This window comes from Nonomuraea spiralis (genome assembly GCF_014648435.1).
In the GTDB taxonomy this organism is placed as follows: domain Bacteria; phylum Actinomycetota; class Actinomycetes; order Streptosporangiales; family Streptosporangiaceae; genus Nonomuraea; species Nonomuraea spiralis.
Genome location: NZ_BMRC01000001.1, coordinates 539,404 through 554,880, shown reverse-complemented (window position 1 = coordinate 554,880; position 15,477 = coordinate 539,404). Strand labels below are relative to the sequence as shown.

Annotated in this window: 17 protein-coding genes; 7 read left to right on the top strand and 10 right to left on the bottom strand. The window is 70.9% G+C overall.

Going from position 1 to position 15,477, the window contains the following annotated elements; translation table 11 throughout:
- Nucleotides 1-166 precede the first annotated feature (166 nt).
- The 4 genes from IEZ27_RS54865 (at nt 167) to IEZ27_RS02530 (ending at nt 5,430) form a co-directional block, all read left to right on the top strand.
- The gene (locus tag IEZ27_RS54865; protein ID WP_189645671.1) at nt 167-1,870 is read left to right on the top strand and encodes an enoyl-CoA hydratase-related protein; all 1,704 of its coding nucleotides are present in this window, start codon (nt 167-169) and stop codon (nt 1,868-1,870) included.
- Between the two features lie 16 nt (nt 1,871-1,886).
- On the top strand, nt 1,887-3,416 hold the full coding sequence (locus IEZ27_RS02540; RefSeq protein WP_189645670.1) for a helix-turn-helix domain-containing protein: 1,530 nt from the start codon (nt 1,887-1,889) through the stop codon (nt 3,414-3,416).
- 70 nt (nt 3,417-3,486) lie between these two features.
- Nucleotides 3,487-4,515, top strand: a complete 1,029-nt coding sequence (locus tag IEZ27_RS02535; RefSeq protein ID WP_189645669.1) for a tyrosine-type recombinase/integrase — start codon at nt 3,487-3,489, stop codon at nt 4,513-4,515.
- A gap of 102 nt (nt 4,516-4,617) precedes the next feature.
- A complete protein-coding gene (locus tag IEZ27_RS02530) occupies nt 4,618-5,430 on the top strand; it encodes a dienelactone hydrolase family protein (protein WP_189645668.1) in 813 nt (270 codons plus the stop codon).
- Nucleotides 5,431-5,451: 21 nt separating this feature from the next.
- Here IEZ27_RS02530 and IEZ27_RS02525 read toward each other — a convergent pair whose 3' ends face one another.
- The 6 genes from IEZ27_RS02525 to IEZ27_RS02500 form a co-directional block, all read right to left on the bottom strand.
- Nucleotides 5,452-5,703 (bottom strand): helix-turn-helix domain-containing protein, encoded by a 252-nt coding sequence (locus tag IEZ27_RS02525; RefSeq protein WP_125637347.1) that lies wholly within the window; start codon nt 5,701-5,703, stop codon nt 5,452-5,454.
- A gap of 106 nt (nt 5,704-5,809) precedes the next feature.
- Complete coding sequence (locus IEZ27_RS02520) at nt 5,810-6,706, bottom strand: alpha/beta fold hydrolase (RefSeq protein WP_189645667.1); 897 nt, start codon at nt 6,704-6,706, stop codon at nt 5,810-5,812.
- 211 nt (nt 6,707-6,917) lie between these two features.
- Nucleotides 6,918-7,229, bottom strand: coding sequence for a hypothetical protein (locus tag IEZ27_RS02515; protein ID WP_125637349.1), 312 nt, complete (start codon nt 7,227-7,229; stop codon nt 6,918-6,920).
- Between the two features lie 189 nt (nt 7,230-7,418).
- The gene (locus tag IEZ27_RS02510; protein ID WP_189645666.1) at nt 7,419-7,919 is read right to left on the bottom strand and encodes a nucleoside deaminase; all 501 of its coding nucleotides are present in this window, start codon (nt 7,917-7,919) and stop codon (nt 7,419-7,421) included.
- A gap of 30 nt (nt 7,920-7,949) precedes the next feature.
- Nucleotides 7,950-8,420, bottom strand: a complete 471-nt coding sequence (gene cynS, locus IEZ27_RS02505; protein WP_125637351.1) for a cyanase — start codon at nt 8,418-8,420, stop codon at nt 7,950-7,952.
- 71 nt (nt 8,421-8,491) lie between these two features.
- A complete protein-coding gene (locus tag IEZ27_RS02500; RefSeq protein WP_189645665.1) occupies nt 8,492-9,079 on the bottom strand; it encodes a carbonic anhydrase in 588 nt (195 codons plus the stop codon).
- Nucleotides 9,080-9,202: 123 nt separating this feature from the next.
- Between IEZ27_RS02500 and cynR the strand changes: the two genes are divergently transcribed.
- Nucleotides 9,203-10,111, top strand: coding sequence for a transcriptional regulator CynR (cynR, locus tag IEZ27_RS02495; RefSeq protein ID WP_189645664.1), 909 nt, complete (start codon nt 9,203-9,205; stop codon nt 10,109-10,111).
- A 10-nt stretch (nt 10,112-10,121) separates the two neighbouring features.
- On the opposite strand, the gene IEZ27_RS02490 is transcribed toward cynR, so the two are convergent.
- The 4 genes from IEZ27_RS02490 to IEZ27_RS53570 form a co-directional block, all read right to left on the bottom strand.
- Nucleotides 10,122-11,006, bottom strand: coding sequence for an alpha/beta hydrolase (locus IEZ27_RS02490; RefSeq protein WP_189645663.1), 885 nt, complete (start codon nt 11,004-11,006; stop codon nt 10,122-10,124).
- Between the two features lie 431 nt (nt 11,007-11,437).
- Nucleotides 11,438-12,523, bottom strand: coding sequence for a HAMP domain-containing sensor histidine kinase (locus IEZ27_RS02485; protein ID WP_189645662.1), 1,086 nt, complete (start codon nt 12,521-12,523; stop codon nt 11,438-11,440).
- Entirely contained in the window at nt 12,520-13,173 is a 654-nt protein-coding gene (locus tag IEZ27_RS02480) for a response regulator transcription factor (RefSeq protein ID WP_189645661.1), read from the bottom strand. The genes IEZ27_RS02485 and IEZ27_RS02480 overlap by 4 nt, the downstream gene beginning before the upstream one ends.
- 68 nt (nt 13,174-13,241) lie before the next feature.
- Entirely contained in the window at nt 13,242-13,433 is a 192-nt protein-coding gene (locus tag IEZ27_RS53570) for a hypothetical protein (RefSeq protein WP_229823114.1), read from the bottom strand.
- Here IEZ27_RS53570 and IEZ27_RS02475 point away from each other — a divergent pair.
- Together IEZ27_RS02475 and IEZ27_RS02470 are read left to right on the top strand one after the other, a co-directional pair.
- Entirely contained in the window at nt 13,426-14,616 is a 1,191-nt protein-coding gene (locus IEZ27_RS02475; protein WP_229823113.1) for a S41 family peptidase, read from the top strand. The genes IEZ27_RS53570 and IEZ27_RS02475 overlap by 8 nt on opposite strands.
- A 109-nt stretch (nt 14,617-14,725) precedes the next feature.
- A complete protein-coding gene (locus tag IEZ27_RS02470) occupies nt 14,726-15,472 on the top strand; it encodes an ABC transporter ATP-binding protein (RefSeq protein WP_189645659.1) in 747 nt (248 codons plus the stop codon).
- Nucleotides 15,473-15,477 lie beyond the last annotated feature (5 nt).

The following is a 15,477-nucleotide window of genomic DNA, read 5'->3' as shown; positions in this document are numbered from 1 at the left end:
TCTCTGCGGTGATTTGTCAGCATCGGTGGAAGATCCGTGTCAACATCTAGGGATGCCTGGGCCATATGGGACTGCCGTTAATGACGGCACCGGCGGTGTTCGCCCGCCTCTCCCCTGCCCCGCCCTCTGCCCCACCGTCTGACGTCCCCGCGAAGGAAGTTCCGCGTTGCGTATCCTGCTCCTTTGTTCCTCGTTCAACGGCCTGACCCAGCGTGCCTGGCTGGAGTTGCGGCGGGCCGGCCATGACGTGAGCGTCGAGCTGGCGGTCTCGGAGCACGTCATGGTGGAGGCGGCCGAGCTGGCCAAACCGGATCTGGTCATCTGCCCGTTCCTGAAGGAGCGGGTGCCGCAGGCGTTGTGGCGCGGGCATCGTACGGTGATCATCCATCCGGGGCCGCCCGGTGACCGCGGGCCGTCGTCGCTGGACTGGGCGATCGCCGAAGGCGAGCGCGAGTGGGGGGTGACGGCGCTGCAGGCGGTGGAGGAGATGGACGCGGGCCCCATCTGGGGGTGGCGGGCCTTCCCGCTGCCGGCCGAGCCGCCGCGCAAGTCGGCGCTGTACAACGGGCCGGTGGCCGACGCGGCGGTGGAGCTGGTGGCGGAGGTGGCGGCCAAGGCGGCCGATCCGTCGTTCGTGCCGGTGCCGCTGGACTACCGCTCCCCCGGGGTGACGGGCCGGTTGCGGCGGGCGATGCGGCATGCCGACCGGGAGTTCTCCTTCGAGCAGCCGGCCGAGGAGATCGTGCGGGTGGTGCGGGCGGCCGACGGCGCGCCGGGCGGGCGGGCGCGGTTGTGCGATCTGCCGGTGCGGGTCTTCGACGTGCATCACGGTCCTGATCTGGCGGGGGTGCCGGGTGCGGTGGCGGCGCGGCGGGAGGGCGCGGTGCTGGTGCACACCGGTCAGGGGACGGTGTGGGTGGGTCATCTGCGCCTGGAGGAGGAGGGCGGCCTGAAGCTGCCGGCGGCGATGGTGCTGGGTGAGCGGGTGGCGGGCGCAGGTGAGCGGGCCGGCTACAGCGAGATCACCTACGACCGCGGCGAGGAGGTGGGGGTGGTGAGCTTCGACTTCTACAACGGGGCGATGTCGACCGATCAGTGCCGGCGGCTGGCGGCGGCGTTGCGGTACGCGGCGGCGCAGGACACGCGGGTGCTGGTGGTGCGGGGTGGTGAGGTGTTCTCCAACGGCATCCATCTGAACGTGATCGAGGCGGCGCGTCATCCGGAGCTGGAGGCGTGGATGAACATCAACGCGATCAACGCGGTGTGCCGGGAGATCGTCGGGTGCACCTCGCAGCTGGTGGTGACGTCGATCGCGGGGAACGCGGGGGCGGGCGGGGTGATGATGGGGCTGGGCGCCGACCGGGTGATCGTGCGGGAGCCGGTGGTGCTCAATCCGCATTACCGGACGATGGGGTTGTTCGGCAGCGAGTACTGGACGTACGTGTTGCCGCGCCGGGTGGGGGCCGAGCGGGCGGCGGCGCTGACGGGGCGGGCGTTGCCGATCGGGGCGGCGGAGGCGGTGGAGCTGGGGCTGGCCGACCGGGTGGCGGGCGGGTCGCGGCAGGAGTTCGAGCGGCGGGTGCTGGACTTCGCGCAGCGGCTGGCCGGGGATGCCTCCTATGACGGGTTGCTGGCGGCGCGGCGGCAGGCGCGGGAGGCCGATGAGCGGCGTAGGCCGCTGGACGCCTATCGGGCCGAGGAGCTGGCGGAGATGAGCCGGGACATGTTCGATGATCGGGCGGGGTTCCGGGAGGCGCGGCGGGCGTTCGTGGGCAAGGCGCGGGCGGTGGCCACTCCCCCGCATCTGGCGCGGCATCGGGAGTTGTCCGGCGCGTCGGGGGCCGCGGTCCCGGCCGCATCTCATATGTGAGATATGGTCTGGTGCTGTGGCAGATGATTATCTTGTGCGGATCGGCCGGCTGATCCGGGATGCGCGGCAGCATCGCGGATGGACGCAGCTTCAGCTGGCCGATGCGCTGGCGACGAGTCAGAGCGCGGTCAACCGGATCGAGCGCGGCAACCAGAACATCAGTCTTGAGATGATCGCCCGGATCGGGGAGGCGCTCGACAGCGAGATCGTGTCGCTGGGGTATGCCGGGCCGATGCATCTGCGGGTGGTGGGCGGCCGGCGGCTGTCGGGCAGCATCGACGTCAAGACGTCCAAGAACGCGTGTGTGGCGTTGTTGTGCGCGTCGTTGCTGAACAACGGCCGGACGATCCTGCGCAAGGTGGCGCGGATCGAGGAGGTCTACCGGATCCTGGAGGTGCTGGCCTCGATCGGGGTGCGGGCGCGGTGGATCAACGAGGGCAACGACCTGGAGATCGTGCCGCCGGCTCGGCTGGAGCTGGAGTCGATGGACACCGAGGCGGCTCGCCGTACCCGTAGTGTGATCATGTTCCTGGGTCCGCTGATGCATCTGACGGAGCAGTTCCAGATCCCGTACGCGGGTGGGTGCGATCTGGGGACGCGTACGGTGCAGCCGCACATGTCGGCGCTGCGGCACTTCGGGCTGGACATCACCGCGACGGGTGGTTTCTACCACGCGCGGGTGGACGGCGGGGCGGCTCCGGCGCGGCCGATCGTGCTGACCGAGCGCGGTGACACCGTGACGGAGAACGCGCTGCTGGCCGCGGCCCGTCATCCGGGGGTGACGGTGATCCGCAACGCCTCCTCCAACTACATGGTGCAGGACCTGTGCTTCTTCCTGGAGCAGCTGGGCGTGCGGGTGGAGGGCATCGGCACCACGACGCTGACGGTGCACGGGCTGGCCACGATCGAGCGGGACGTCGACTACTCCCCCTCCGAGGACCCGGTCGAGGCGATGAGCCTGCTGGCGGCGGCGGTGGTGACCAGTTCGGAGCTGACGATCTGCCGGGTGCCGGTGGAGTTCCTGGAGATCGAGCTGGCGGTGCTGGAGGAGATGGGGCTCGACTGCGACCGTACGGGTGAGTATCAGGCGGCCAACGGGCGTACCCGGCTGGTGGACCTGACGGTGCGGCCCTCCAAGCTGGTCTCCCCCATCGACAAGATCCATCCGATGCCGTTCCCCGGGCTGAACATCGACAACGTGCCGTTCTTCGCGGCGATCGCGGCCACGGCGCAGGGGTCGACGCTGATCCACGACTGGGTCTACGACAACCGCGCGATCTATCTGACGGAGCTGACGCGGCTGGGCGCCTCGGTCAAGCTGCTGGATCCGCACCGGGTGCTGGTGGAGGGTCCGACGCGGTGGCGCAGCGCGGAGATGATGTGCCCGCCGGCGTTGCGTCCGGCCGTGGTGGTGCTGCTGGCGATGATGGCCGCCGAGGGCACGTCGGTGCTGCGCAACGTGTACGTGATCAATCGGGGTTACGAGGACCTGGCCGAGCGGCTGAACGCGCTGGGGGCGCGGATCGAGACCTTCCGCGACATCTGAGTTTTCGTCGGTGGCGGCCGCTACCGTCTCCTCTGCAAGCAGCATCTCCGGGATGTGAGGAGGGGAGCCGGTGCGGCCCGCGGAGCTCGACAGGTTGACGGTGCAACAGGCGGCTGACCGCTATGTGGAGCTGGTGGTGGCCAGGACGTCCACGGGGGCGTTGTCGCCGGCCACGGCGGAGGTCTACGCGCGTGACGTGGCCACGCTGGTGGTGCTGGCCGGCGCCGAGGTGGTGCTCGACGATCTGACCGGTGAGGACGTCGATGCGATCTTGCTGGCGTTCGCGCGCAAGCCGGACGCCCGGCAGGCGGGCGGGTCGGGGGCGGGGCAGTCGCCGTCCTCGCAGGCGCGTTTCCGGCGGTCGATCTCGGCGTTGTTCAAGCACGCGACGCTGGCCGGGTGGGTGCAGATCAATCCGATGACGGCGGCGACGGTGACGGCCAAGCAGCGGGGCGGGTTGCGTCCGGAGCGGCGGGCGTTGACGCGGGAGCAGGCCCAGGGGTTGATCGGGGCGGCGCGGGCGTTGCGGGAGGCTCCGGAGCAGGAGAGCAAGCGGCGTGATCAGCGTACGCAGTTGCGTGACGCGGTGATCGTGTTGCTGTTGTCGACGATGGGGCCTCGGGTGTCGGAGCTGGTGCGCGCCAATGTGGAGGATTTCTTCACCAACGACGGGGTGCGCTACTGGCGGATCTTCGGCAAGGGCGGCCGTACTCGGGATGTGCCGCTGCCCGACGACGTGGCCGAGGTGTTGCAGGCGTATCTGGCGCGGGGGCGGGGTCAGGTGGCCGGGGCCGACGGTGACAAGGCGCTGTTGTTGTCGTGGCGGGGGCGGCGGCTGGCGCGGGGTGACGTGCAGGCGGTGATCGACCGGGTGCAGCGGCATGTCGATCCCGACCAGCGGCGTTCGGTGACGCCGCACGGGTTGCGGCACACCACGGCCACGCACCTGCTGGCCGACGCGGTCGACATGGACGCGGTGCGGCGGGTGCTGGGGCACAGTGATCTGTCGACGCTGGGGCGTTACCGCGATGAGCTGCCCGGGGAGCTGGAGGTGGCGATGCGGTCGCATCCGCTGCTGCGGGACAAACCTTCCCGCTGATCCGGCCGCCGGGGCTGGCTTCTGCCTGGCATCTTTCTGGTGATGGCGGTCATCGTCTCGGTGATTGGCCGGGGCCGGCAGGGGGTGGTTAGCCTCGGCGGCGTGAATGGACGGATCACCACCGGATGGGTGGACATCGCGGGCATGACGGCCTACACGGCGCTGCCCGTTGGAGTGCGGCGGCCTGTGGGGGTGCTGGTCGCGGGTGAGATCTTCGGGGTGAGCGGGTACGTGCGGCGGATGGCCGATCGGCTGGCCGGTCTCGGGCACGCGGTCGTCGTGCCCGACTTCAACCACCGCCATGGCCTCCGGGCGGGGCGGTCGGCCGCTTCCGGGGCGGGTGGCGTGGTGCCGCTCGCCGTATCGCTCACCGTGGATCCGGTGACGGGCGGGCCCAAGGGGCGGGTGGTGGAGTTGCCGGCCGATGCGGCCGGGCGGGAGCGGGGGCTGGAGCTGGCCTGGTTGCTGCGGCGGGAGGAGGTGTTGTCCGACGCCGGTGCGGCGCTGGAGCATCTGCGGCAGGTGGGGGCCGATCCGGCGGCGGCGGTCGGGTTCAGCCTGGGCGGGCACGTGGTGTGCTCGGTGGCGGGCGAGCTGGGCCTGCGGGCGGCGGTGGCGTTGTACCCGGGCTGGCTGACGGGCACGGAGCTGCCGCTGAGCCGGCCGGTGCCGACGCTGGAGCTGGCCGCGCGGGCGGCGGGGCTGTCGGCGGGGCGGCTGGTGGTGCTGCTGGGCGCCGACGATCCGATCATCGACGCCGGTCAGCAGCGGGCCATCGCCGAGCGTCTGGAGACGGTGGCGTTCGCGGGGGCCGGTCATGGGTTCGCGGCCGACGAGCGGGACAGTTTCCACGCGGACTCGGCGCGGGAGGCGTGGAAGCTGATCGAGGAGGTGCTGGGCCGGGCCGGCGAGTGACCCGCGCCCGCGGTGTGAGGGTCAGGTGGGGGCGGGGGTGGTGCGGACGGCCAGGAGTTCCAGGGAGATGCCCAGCACGTCGGCCAGGCTGGCGATGGTGAAGAACGCCGGCGTCGCGATGCGGCCCGTCTCGATCTTGCGGAGGGTCTCGGCGGACATGCCGGCGGCGGCGGCGACCTCGACGATGCTGCGTTCGCCCCGGGCCTGGCGCAACATGTGGCCGAGCTGCTCGCCGCGCAGCCGCTCCTCGGGAGTCAGCGGGGATCGCACCATGCCCCCCACCCTACACCTCGGGATACAAATACCGGTATTTCTATCGGAGCCGTTTCGGGGGCCTCTGGTCCGGTGGGGTGCCCGGGGGTGTCGTTCTCAGGCGTTCTCAGGCGTTGTCGAGCTCGTGCTCGGCGCGGTGGACCAGTGCGGCGATCCGGGCGCTGACCTCGGGCCACGCCCGTGGCGGGAAGTTGTGTCCCATGCCTTCGACCAGCGCGAACTGCGCTCCCGGGATCGCCTCGGCCGTGGCCTGTCCTCTGGCCGGGTCGGCGGAGGTGTCGGCGGCGCCGTGGATCACCAGCGCGGGCACCTCCAGGCCGCGCAGTCCTGGCGTACGGTCCCCCGATCCGATCACCGAGGCCGCCTGCCGCAGCATGCCCGGCAGGGACCAGCCGCGATCCCACGCCCGTCCCGCGGTGGCCCGTGCCGTCTCCAGGTCGGTGACGGCTCCGCCCGCCGCGGCGCCGGCCACCATGCGCTCGACGTACAGCTCCCGGGTGGTCGGCGGCGGGCCGGTCACCGGTGGCGCGCCGCCGGGACGCGGCGGGGGTGTCATGCGGTCGCCGGGGGTGGACATGATCGACGTGAGCGATCTGACCCGCCGCGGCCAGGTGATGGCCACCGTCTGGGCGATCATGCCGCCGAGCGAGGCGCCCACGAGGTGGACGCTGTCCAGGCCGAGCGCGTCCAGCAGGCCGACGGTGTCGGCGGCCAGGTCGGACAGGCGGTAGGCGACCGTGGACAGGTCACCCGCCAGCGCCGCCGCGATGTCGGGCTCGGGCGCGTCGTCGAAGTGGGTGGAGCGGCCGCTGTCGCGGTTGTCGAAGCGGATCAGCCGCAGGCCGTGGGCCACCAGGGCGGCGCACAGCCCGTCCGGCCAGTTGATGAGCTGCCCGCCCGCACCCATGATCAGCAGGACGGGCGGGGCGGCCGGGTCTCCCAGCCGCTCGTAGACGATCTCGATGCCCGCGGGCCCGACCCCGGACACCCTCTCCTCGGCCATGCCCTCCACCATCCCCTCTCACCCGGGGGAACGGAAGGCGGAGCGGCGCCTTCGTCCGCGCCGGGCCGGTCGAGGAGCTGCTCCCCCGGCGTCTGCCTGGCGCGTGAGCCGCAGATGCGCTGTTCGCCCGGTGCGGCGGTGCGCGTGGCTCCGGGCCGGGCGAACAGCGCTGCGGATTCGTCCTGGTGTCCTGTTGTGCCGGGGCCAGCCCCTACGGGAGCGGGCGGACGTCCATGCCGTAGCTCTGGCGGTCGATCCACCAGGGGCCGCAGCTGGCCACGCTCCACTGGCCGCTGTTGGTGGTCACCCAGCCGCCGTCCCTGCGGCCGTTGACGCACTGGACCCATGCGCGGAACTCGTAGGCGGGGCCGCTGGTCGCGCATCGGGCGGAGAAGGAGTTCTGGCCGATGCCGTACTCGCAGTCGCCGGCTCTCGCCGACGCCGGGCTCAGCATGCTCGACCCGACGGTGACGGCTCCTGCCGCGAGCACGGTCGCGGCCAGGACGCGCAGGGTTGTTGTCATACCCTCTCCTTGTACTGGGTGACGGATGGCCGTTCGACGTTCCGTACGCCCCGGTGCAGGTCCGGCTCCCGGGGATGTGCCACAGAGGGAACTCTTAGGAAACTTTCCTAAGCGAAAGATACGTGCCAACCGCGGCGCGTCAACCCCGCGCGCACCGGCAACCTCACGCGCCCACCTCGGCCGCCCGGTTCAGACGGAGATGGGGGCACCGGCGACGCGGCGCTCGCCGCCGTTGCGCTCCTGCCAGAACCGGTACACCTCGACGGCGTCCTCGCGCGGCTCGTGGCGCATCGGCAACCGGCGCTCCTGCCAGGGCTTGGCGATCTCTTCGTAGAAGGTGCCCAGCTCGAAGTACTTGCGGTCGTCCACGTAGTGGGGCTCGTAGGCGTCGCGGGTGGTGAGGAAGACGACCTCGGCCGGGGAGCAGTAGTACAGCGCGCCCAGGCACATCGGGCAGGGGTGGGCGAGCACGTAGATGGTGGCGTCGCTCAGGTGCTCGGTGCCGAGCTTGGTGCAGGCCTCGCGGATGGCGAGGATCTCCGCGTGGGCGGTGGGGTCGCCCGTCTGGGCGACCATGTTGGGGCTCTCGGCCACGATCTCGCCGTCCTTGACGATGACGGTGGCGAACGGGCGGCCGCCCTCGGCGACGTTCTGGCGGGCGATGTCGATGGTGCGCTGGGCGAAGTCCATGAAGGTCCTCCGAAGGTCGGTGCCGGACGGTCAGAAGGGCTTGGTCGGCAGGTACTTGCCGTCCAGGGTGATGACGGCGCGCTCGCCGCCCTCGGGGTCGGCGACCTTCTTCACGTCGAGCCTGAAGTTGATCGCGGAGATGATGCCGTCGCCGAACTGCTCGTGGACCAGCGCCTTGAGCGTCGTGCCGTAGACCTGGAGCATCTCGTAGAAGCGGTAGATGGTCGGGTCGGTCGGGATCCGGTCCGGGATCGAGCCGCGCAGCGGGATGGTCTGCAGCAGGATCGCCGCGTCCTCGTCCAGGCCCAGCAGTTCGGCCACAGCCTTGGCGGACCTCTCCGGCAGCGGGTGCTGGCCCAGGACGGCGGCGGTGGTGAAGGCCACCGACAGGCCGGCGGCGTCGGCGATCTGCTGCCAGGACAGGTTCCTGCGGGTCTTGGCCTCGACTGCGGCGGCTGCCAGGGCCTCGCGGGCGGTGGGGTCGAACTGTGCGTGCACCATGATCGGTACGTCCTTCTCTCAGGTGAAGTGATGGTGGATACCGGGTTCCCGGCGGCCTCCGGGCGGGAGGCTCAGGCCGCCAGCGCGGGGCCGGCGGCGGTCAGGTCCTCCACGCGGCCGGTCGGGATGTCGTAGACCCAGCCGTGCAGGGCGACCTTCCCTCCCGCCAGGGCGCGGGCGACCGAGGGGTGGGTGGCCAGGCTCGCCAGCTGGGCGAGGACGTTCTGCCGCACCAGGGCGGGAACGTCACCGTCGGCGGCGGCGCGGGCGCGGGAGGCGTCCGCGTGCCGCAGCCAGGCGGCGACCGTCGGGGCGCCGCTGAGGTCGTGCCCCTCGGCCAGAGCCGTCATCGCGCCGCACGCGGAGTGGCCGCAGACGACGATGTCCCGCACCCCAAGGGCGGCGACGGCGTACTCGATGCTGGCCGCCACCCCGTCGGCCTCGGGGCTGTAGGCGGGCACCAGGTTGCCGGCGGTACGGATGACGAACAGGTCACCCGGTTCGGTGCCGGTGATCAGCTCGGGGACGACGCGGGCGTCGGAGCAGCCGATGAACAGCGTGTGCGGTGTGTGATGCGTGGCCAGACGGGCGAAGAGCTCCGCCATGGCCGGGAAGACGTCCCGCTGGAAACGGGCGACGCCCTCGGTGAGGTCCCGCATGATCACTCCCTTCGGTGAAGGCCGGTCCTCTTGGCTGGCGTCATCCATCATGCATGACCTGGTCCTATAGTGTCCAAGAGGCATCTTCCCTGAAAACTATTGACTGCATCTATAGTCATATCCATGGCTGTCCTCGAACTTCGCCACCTGCGCTACCTGCTCGCCGTGGCCGAACACGGCAACTTCACCCGCGCCGCCGAGGTACTGCACATCTCGCAGCCCACCCTCTCCCAGCAGATCAAGCAGCTGGAACGGACCCTCGGGGTGCAGCTGCTGGACCGTACCGGCCGCACCGTACGGCTCACCGACGCGGGAGCCGTCTACGCCGACCACGCCCGGCGCGCGCTGCGCGACCTGGCCGCCGCCGAACGCGCCGTCCACGACGTCCAGGACCTCTCCCGCGGCCACCTGCGCCTGGGCCTCACCCCCACCTTCACCGCCTACCTGATCGGCCCGCTCACCGCCGAGGCCCACACCCGCCACCCCGGCATCAGCCTCACCCTGACCGAGACGACCCAGGACCGCATCGAAGCGGCCCTGCTCGCCGACGACCTCGACCTCGGCATCGCCTTCGCCGGCCCCCACCTGCCCGGCATCACCGCCACCGCGCTGTTCACCGAGACCCTCAGCCTCGTCACCGCCACCCCGCGCGCCCAGACGTTGCCCAGCCCCCTACCGGTCCACACCATCAAGAACGAGCAACTCGCCCTGCTCAGCGGCGACTTCGCCACCCGCAGCCACATCGACGCCTACTTCGCCCACCACCGGGCCGTCCCCCGCATCGCGGTCGAGGCCAACTCCATCCAGGCGCTCACCGAGATCGTCCGGCGTACCCCGCTGGCCACCGTCCTGCCCGACGCCATCACCCACGACCACCCCCACCTCACGCCCGTGCCCCTCGACCCGCCCCTGCCCATCCGTACGGTCGCCCTCCTGCACCGCGAGGGCGCCTACTGCAGCGCCGCCACCCGCGCCTTCACCGACCTCACCCACGACTTCGTCCGCACCCGCGACTACGCCCCGCCGACGTGAACCACCCGCGCTACGCCGAAGACAGTCCGTCCAGAACGGCGGCCACCTCCGCCGCCCTGAACACGAACCCCGCGTGCGTCGTGTCCAGCGTGTGCACGTCGTAGGGATTGCCGGGCGTCAGCGCGTCCGCCTCGGCGATCAGCCGGTCCTGCATCGCGATCGGCAGCGACCGGTCACCGGTGAGGCGGATGTAGCTGCGGGCGATCGTCCCCCAGGTTCCCGCCTGAACGCGGGCATCGGCCGTCATCACCGCGATGGACTCATCCGGCTGCAGGATGTTGAGAAACGCCCGGAACCGCTCGTCGCTGACATCGGCCATGGTCGCCGCCTTGAGACCGGCCAGCAGGGCCGGGTCGGCGGTACGGTAGTTGGCCCGGCCGGCACCGAGTCGAGCCGGGTCCCCGACGTTCAGCGCGGCCAGGGCCGGCAGCAGGCTGGCCCCGAACTCGGGCGCCCGCATGTACTCGACGGGGTTGGCCAGCTCCACACATGACCACGCGGAGATGTACACGAGCCGATCGACCAGATCGGGTGCCGCGTTGCCCACACCGCTGATGGTCACCCCTCCGAGGCTGGCGCCCACCAGCACCACCGGCCCATATTCGGCCACACGGCGGACGACGTCGAGCACCACCTCGACGTTGTCCCGCAGAGTGACCCCGGCCAGCGTCGACGGCTCCTCCGCCCACGCAGGCAGGTCCTGGGGAGCCTGATAGGCCACGGGGTACTGCGCGTCGAGGCCGTGCCCCGGCAGGTCGACCGCGAAGCTGCGGTGGCCGAGCAGCGCCAGTTCACGCTGGACCGAGGCCCACATGAACGAACTGGTGCCGGAACCGTGGACCAGCACGAACGTGGGAGCGGCGCCGGAAGCGGGTCGAGTGCTCATGGATGACATGTGAACCAGTCCGATCGCATGGAGGTACGGCGAACACGCTGAGGCGGAGAATGGTGAACCTCCCCATCGGCGAGCCCAACGCTCCGTGGCCGAACCGCCTCAGACGAAGGAGGAGCCCCAGAAGGGATCGCCCCCCGGTACGTCCCCATCGGTGCTGAGCACCATGCCCTTCGCGTCACCGGGGGTTGAGCGGTACGGCCGACAGCGCTGAGAATGATCTCGGCGTGGAGCTGGGCGTTGGCGAGTATGGCGACGGGTGGCAGGGGCGGCCTCAGCGGTGACGCGGGCGGAAGTCTCCTCGCCGGGCCGGACGTGGCGACCGAGGCTGCCGCGATGCCGGCGGCGGGACTTGGCCTGGAGTTCGCGAACTGGGCATCGTCTCGGGCGCAGGGATCGGTGTGACAGATGACGCAGATTCTGTGTCACATGCATCACTGCGCTGCTTCTCCTGCGAGGGATGCCTCCTCCGATCCCGCGAAAACCACGACGAGCTCCAGCCCGCCACCCGGATCGGGGCTCGCTCGCACGTCGGCCCCGTGAGCCTTCGCGATCGCCGCGACGATCGACAATCCGAGCCCGGCGCCCTGTCCGGAGGTCGTGTCGAGCCGCCGGAAGGGCTTGAAGAGGTCGCCGAAACGTTCCTGGGGCACGTGCGGGCCGGTGTTACGGACCGTCAGCACTCCACGGGAGAGTGTCACCTCAACGGTTCCGCCGGGGTGGTTGTAGCGGACCGCGTTGTCGAGGAGGTTGGTGAGGAGCCGGTTCAGCAGGACGAGGTCCCCATCGATGACGAACGGCTCTACCCGCCCCGTCACGGTGACGCCGTCCGAACCTGTTTCCGCCAGGACGAGCCGTACCGCCTGGTCCAGGGCCACCGGTCTCCGGTTGTCCAGGCCGTTTTCCGCCTGGGCCAGGACCAGCAGGGCGTCGATGAGGTTCTCCGCGCGGCGGTTGTGGCGCAGGAGCGTGCCGCGGATCTCGGCGCCGTCCTCGGGGAGCCCGATCTCGATCGCCGCCCGCTGGACGGCCAGCGGGGTCCGCAACTCGTGGGAGGCGTTGGCGATGAACCGCCGCTGCCCCTCGACGGAGCGTTCGAGCCGGTCGAGCATCGCGTCGAAGGTGTCGGCCAGTTCCTTCAGCTCGTCCTTCGGCCCGGTGAGCGCGATCCGCTCGTGCAGGGTCGACAGGGACAGTCGCTGAGCGGTGGCGGTGATCCGGTGGATGGGCCGCAGGATCCGCCCGGCGACCAGCCATCCGACGGCCAACGAGACCAGCGTCAAGATCCCCACCGTGAAGGTGGTCATCTCCCACTGGTAGCCGATCACGTCGTTCACCAGCTCGGGTAGCCGCGGCCGCAGCGGCCGATCACCCGGTGCCATCACTCCCCCGGGTAGCCGGGCGATCCGCGTCTTCAGCGCCTGGCGCAGCAGGAGGTTGACCGTGAGCAGCAACACGACCGAGGTCAGCAGGAACAGTCCGGAGTAGATCAGGGTGAGCCGGACCCGGATCGTCGTCACAACAGGTATCCGGCGCCGGGAACGGTCTGAATGCACGGCGGACCGCCCAGCTTGGCCCGCAGGCGGCTGATCAGGACCCGCACCACCGTGGTGAACGGATCGGCGTTCTCGTCCCAGGCCTCTTCAAGCAGCCGTTCGGAGCTCACGACGGTGCCGTCCGCCCTCATCAGCACCTCCAGGACGGCGAACTCCTTGAGCGACAGGTGCAGGTGCCGCCCGTCCCGCGAGGCTTGCAGCCGGTGCCTGTCGAGCACGATCCCGTGCCGCATCAGCACCGGTGGCACCGCCGACTGGCTGCGCCGTCCCAGCGCCTGCACCCGCGCGACCAGCTCGGCGTAGTCGAACGGTTTGGGCAGATAGTCGTCGGCCCCCATCCCCAGACCCGCCACTCGCTCCGGCACCGACGCCGCCGCCGTCATCATCAGGATCCGCGTACGGCTCCCGCGTGCCACCAGCTCACGACACACGAGGTCGCCGTGCATCTCGGGCAGGTCCCGATCCAGCACGAGAACGTCGTAGTCGTGCACCGCCAACCGTTCCACCGCGGCGGCCCCGTCGTACACCACGTCGACGGCCATGGCATGGCGGCGCAATCCCACCGCCACGAGATCGGCCAGGTCGCGTTCGTCCTCGGCCACCAGAATGCGCACCCGACATTCATACTCGAACCGGGGTTACAGTGGCGTTAACGGATCCGTTCACGACCGTGTAACCCGCTTCAGGCCACGCTGGCGGCCATGATCAGAGCCCTCTGCGCGGCCGTCCTGGTGGCGGCCTGCTCCATGTCCGCACCCGCGTCAGCATCGGCCACGACGTCCCGGCCGGCGTCCCCATCGGCCACTCCAGGCGGGGGCTGCACCACCAGTACGGCGCCACCGCCGCAATCGGCTCCGCCGACATCGGTGAACACGCTCCGGCAGGCGTACTTCTGCGTGCTGGACAACTACTACAGCGGCCCCGGCATGGACCCGAAGGAACTGCTGCGGAGCGCCTTCGCCGCCTACACCCAGAACCTGATGCGGCGCGGCGCCGACCGGCGCCACCTCCAGCTGCCCGCCCTGAGCGGGAACCGCGACACCGACTGGGCGGCCGTCGCGAAGACCCTCGGTGACGGCGACCCCGCCGCGCTGCGCGCCGCGATCGCCGGCATGCTGGCCGGCCTCCACGACAACCACGCCCGCTGGGTCCGGCCGGACCCGTCGCAGGGCGAGCCGATCGGGACGGGCATCGCGGGCGTGTCGGCCGAGCACGGCCCGCAGCTCGACCCCGCGGCCCGGCCGCCGCTGTTCATCACCCGGGTCCTGCCCGGCAGCCCCGCCGCCAAGGCCGGCATCAGGCCAGGGGACATCGTGGTCAAGGCCAACGGCGTGCCGGCGTTCATCGGCGACACCGTGAACCAGAGCCTCGTCCAGGCCATCACCACCCCCGGCGCCGTACGGCTCACGCTCAAGCGCCCCACAACAGGACGAACCCGCACCGTCGAGCTCAAACAGGGCCCCATCACGCGGCAGCCTCCGGCGGTGACGTCGAAGAAGCTCGCCGACGGCGTCACCTACGTTCAACTGCCCGGATTCTCCGAAGGCGCCGCCGACCAGGTCCTCGCCAAGCTGCGGGACAAACCGGAGGTCGTGGTCCTCGATCTGCGCGGCAACGGCGGCGGGTCACCTCGCGAGGTCACCCGGCTGCTCGGCGCGTTCGCGCACGGCAAGGTCACCAGCTACTTCTGCCCGCTCAAGGGCGAGTGCGTGCCCAACCGGACCGACGACAGCGTCCCGCTGCTCGGCTCGCGCCTGCTCGTCCTCACCGACCGCGGATGCGCCTCGGCCTGCGAGGACTTCAGCGCGGCGGTCAAGGACAACGGCCTGGGCACCCTCATCGGAACCCGCACCGCCGGAGCCGTCTCCGGCCCCAGCCAGGCATACCTCCTCGACGACGGCAGCGCCGTGCTCCTGCCCAAGGTCCGGCACCTCGGGCCCGCCCGCGAAATCATCGACACGATCGGCGTACCGGTCGACCACCATGTCCCCATGACCGCCCTCGACCTGACCACCGGGCGCGACCCGGGTGTGGCCAAGGCGCTGGCGCTTCTTTGACGCGCATGCCGCGGCGGCTGGGCGGCCGCCTCTCTCACCGCCGCTTGAGGCGGACCTGCGCCGGCTCAAGACCCGTAAGCAGAACCGGACCTATCGGAAGGAGTGGATCGTGAGCAATGCCGTCGGCACGCCCGTACTGAGCGCCCGCGGGCTGCGGAAGGAGCACGGCAAAGGGGAAGGATTGGTGCACGCCGTCGACGGCGTCGATCTCGACGTCAGCGCGGGAGAGACGGTGGCGATCACGGGGCCCAGCGGCTGCGGTAAGTCCACACTGCTGCACCTGCTCGGCGGGCTGGACCGGCCCTCGGCCGGCGAGGTGTCGCTGAACGGCCGGCGCATCGACGACATCAGCGAGAAGGCGCTGGCCCGGATGCGGCGGGCCGAGGTCAGCTACGTCTTCCAATCCTTCCACCTGATGGAGGAGCTCACCGCCGTCGAGAACGTCGAGCTGGCGGCGCTGCTGGCCGGACGCTCGCCACGGGTCGCACGGCGGCGCGCGGAGGAACTGCTGGATCAGCTCGGGCTCGCCGGCCGGGCGCGGTTCCTGCCCTCCGCGCTGTCGGGCGGCCAGCGGCAGCGGGTCGCGGTCGCCCGGGCGCTGAGCAACGAGCCGCTGGTCGTCCTCGCCGACGAACCGACCGGAAACCTCGACAGCGCCGCCACCTTGGACGTCCTCCAGCTCTTCAAGGACCTGCACGAGTCCGGGCAGACGCTGGTCATCGTCAGCCACGACGCGCGGATCGCGGCCACCGCGGACCGGAGGTTCTCGATGCGCGACGGCGCGTTCGTGGATGAGACCTGGCTGACCGGCGGCGCCACCGGGCGGCTCGGCGCGTTCGTCGGACTGGAGGATTGACCGCG

Excerpts from the sequence above, each read along its gene's own strand:
- IEZ27_RS02515 (WP_125637349.1), bottom strand. The coding sequence starts at position 7,229 with ATGACAACAACCCTGCGCGTCCTGGCCGCGACCGTGCTCGCGGCAGGA.
- IEZ27_RS02510 (WP_189645666.1), bottom strand. The coding sequence starts at position 7,919 with ATGGACTTCGCCCAGCGCACCATCGACATCGCCCGCCAGAACGTCGCC.
- IEZ27_RS02525 (WP_125637347.1), bottom strand. The coding sequence starts at position 5,703 with ATGGTGCGATCCCCGCTGACTCCCGAGGAGCGGCTGCGCGGCGAGCAG.
- cynS (WP_125637351.1), bottom strand. The coding sequence starts at position 8,420 with ATGGTGCACGCACAGTTCGACCCCACCGCCCGCGAGGCCCTGGCAGCC.
- IEZ27_RS02490 (WP_189645663.1), bottom strand. The coding sequence starts at position 11,006 with ATGTCATCCATGAGCACTCGACCCGCTTCCGGCGCCGCTCCCACGTTC.
- IEZ27_RS02500 (WP_189645665.1), bottom strand. The coding sequence starts at position 9,079 with ATGCGGGACCTCACCGAGGGCGTCGCCCGTTTCCAGCGGGACGTCTTC.
- cynR (WP_189645664.1), top strand. The coding sequence starts at position 9,203 with ATGGCTGTCCTCGAACTTCGCCACCTGCGCTACCTGCTCGCCGTGGCC.
- IEZ27_RS02520 (WP_189645667.1), bottom strand. The coding sequence starts at position 6,706 with ATGGCCGAGGAGAGGGTGTCCGGGGTCGGGCCCGCGGGCATCGAGATC.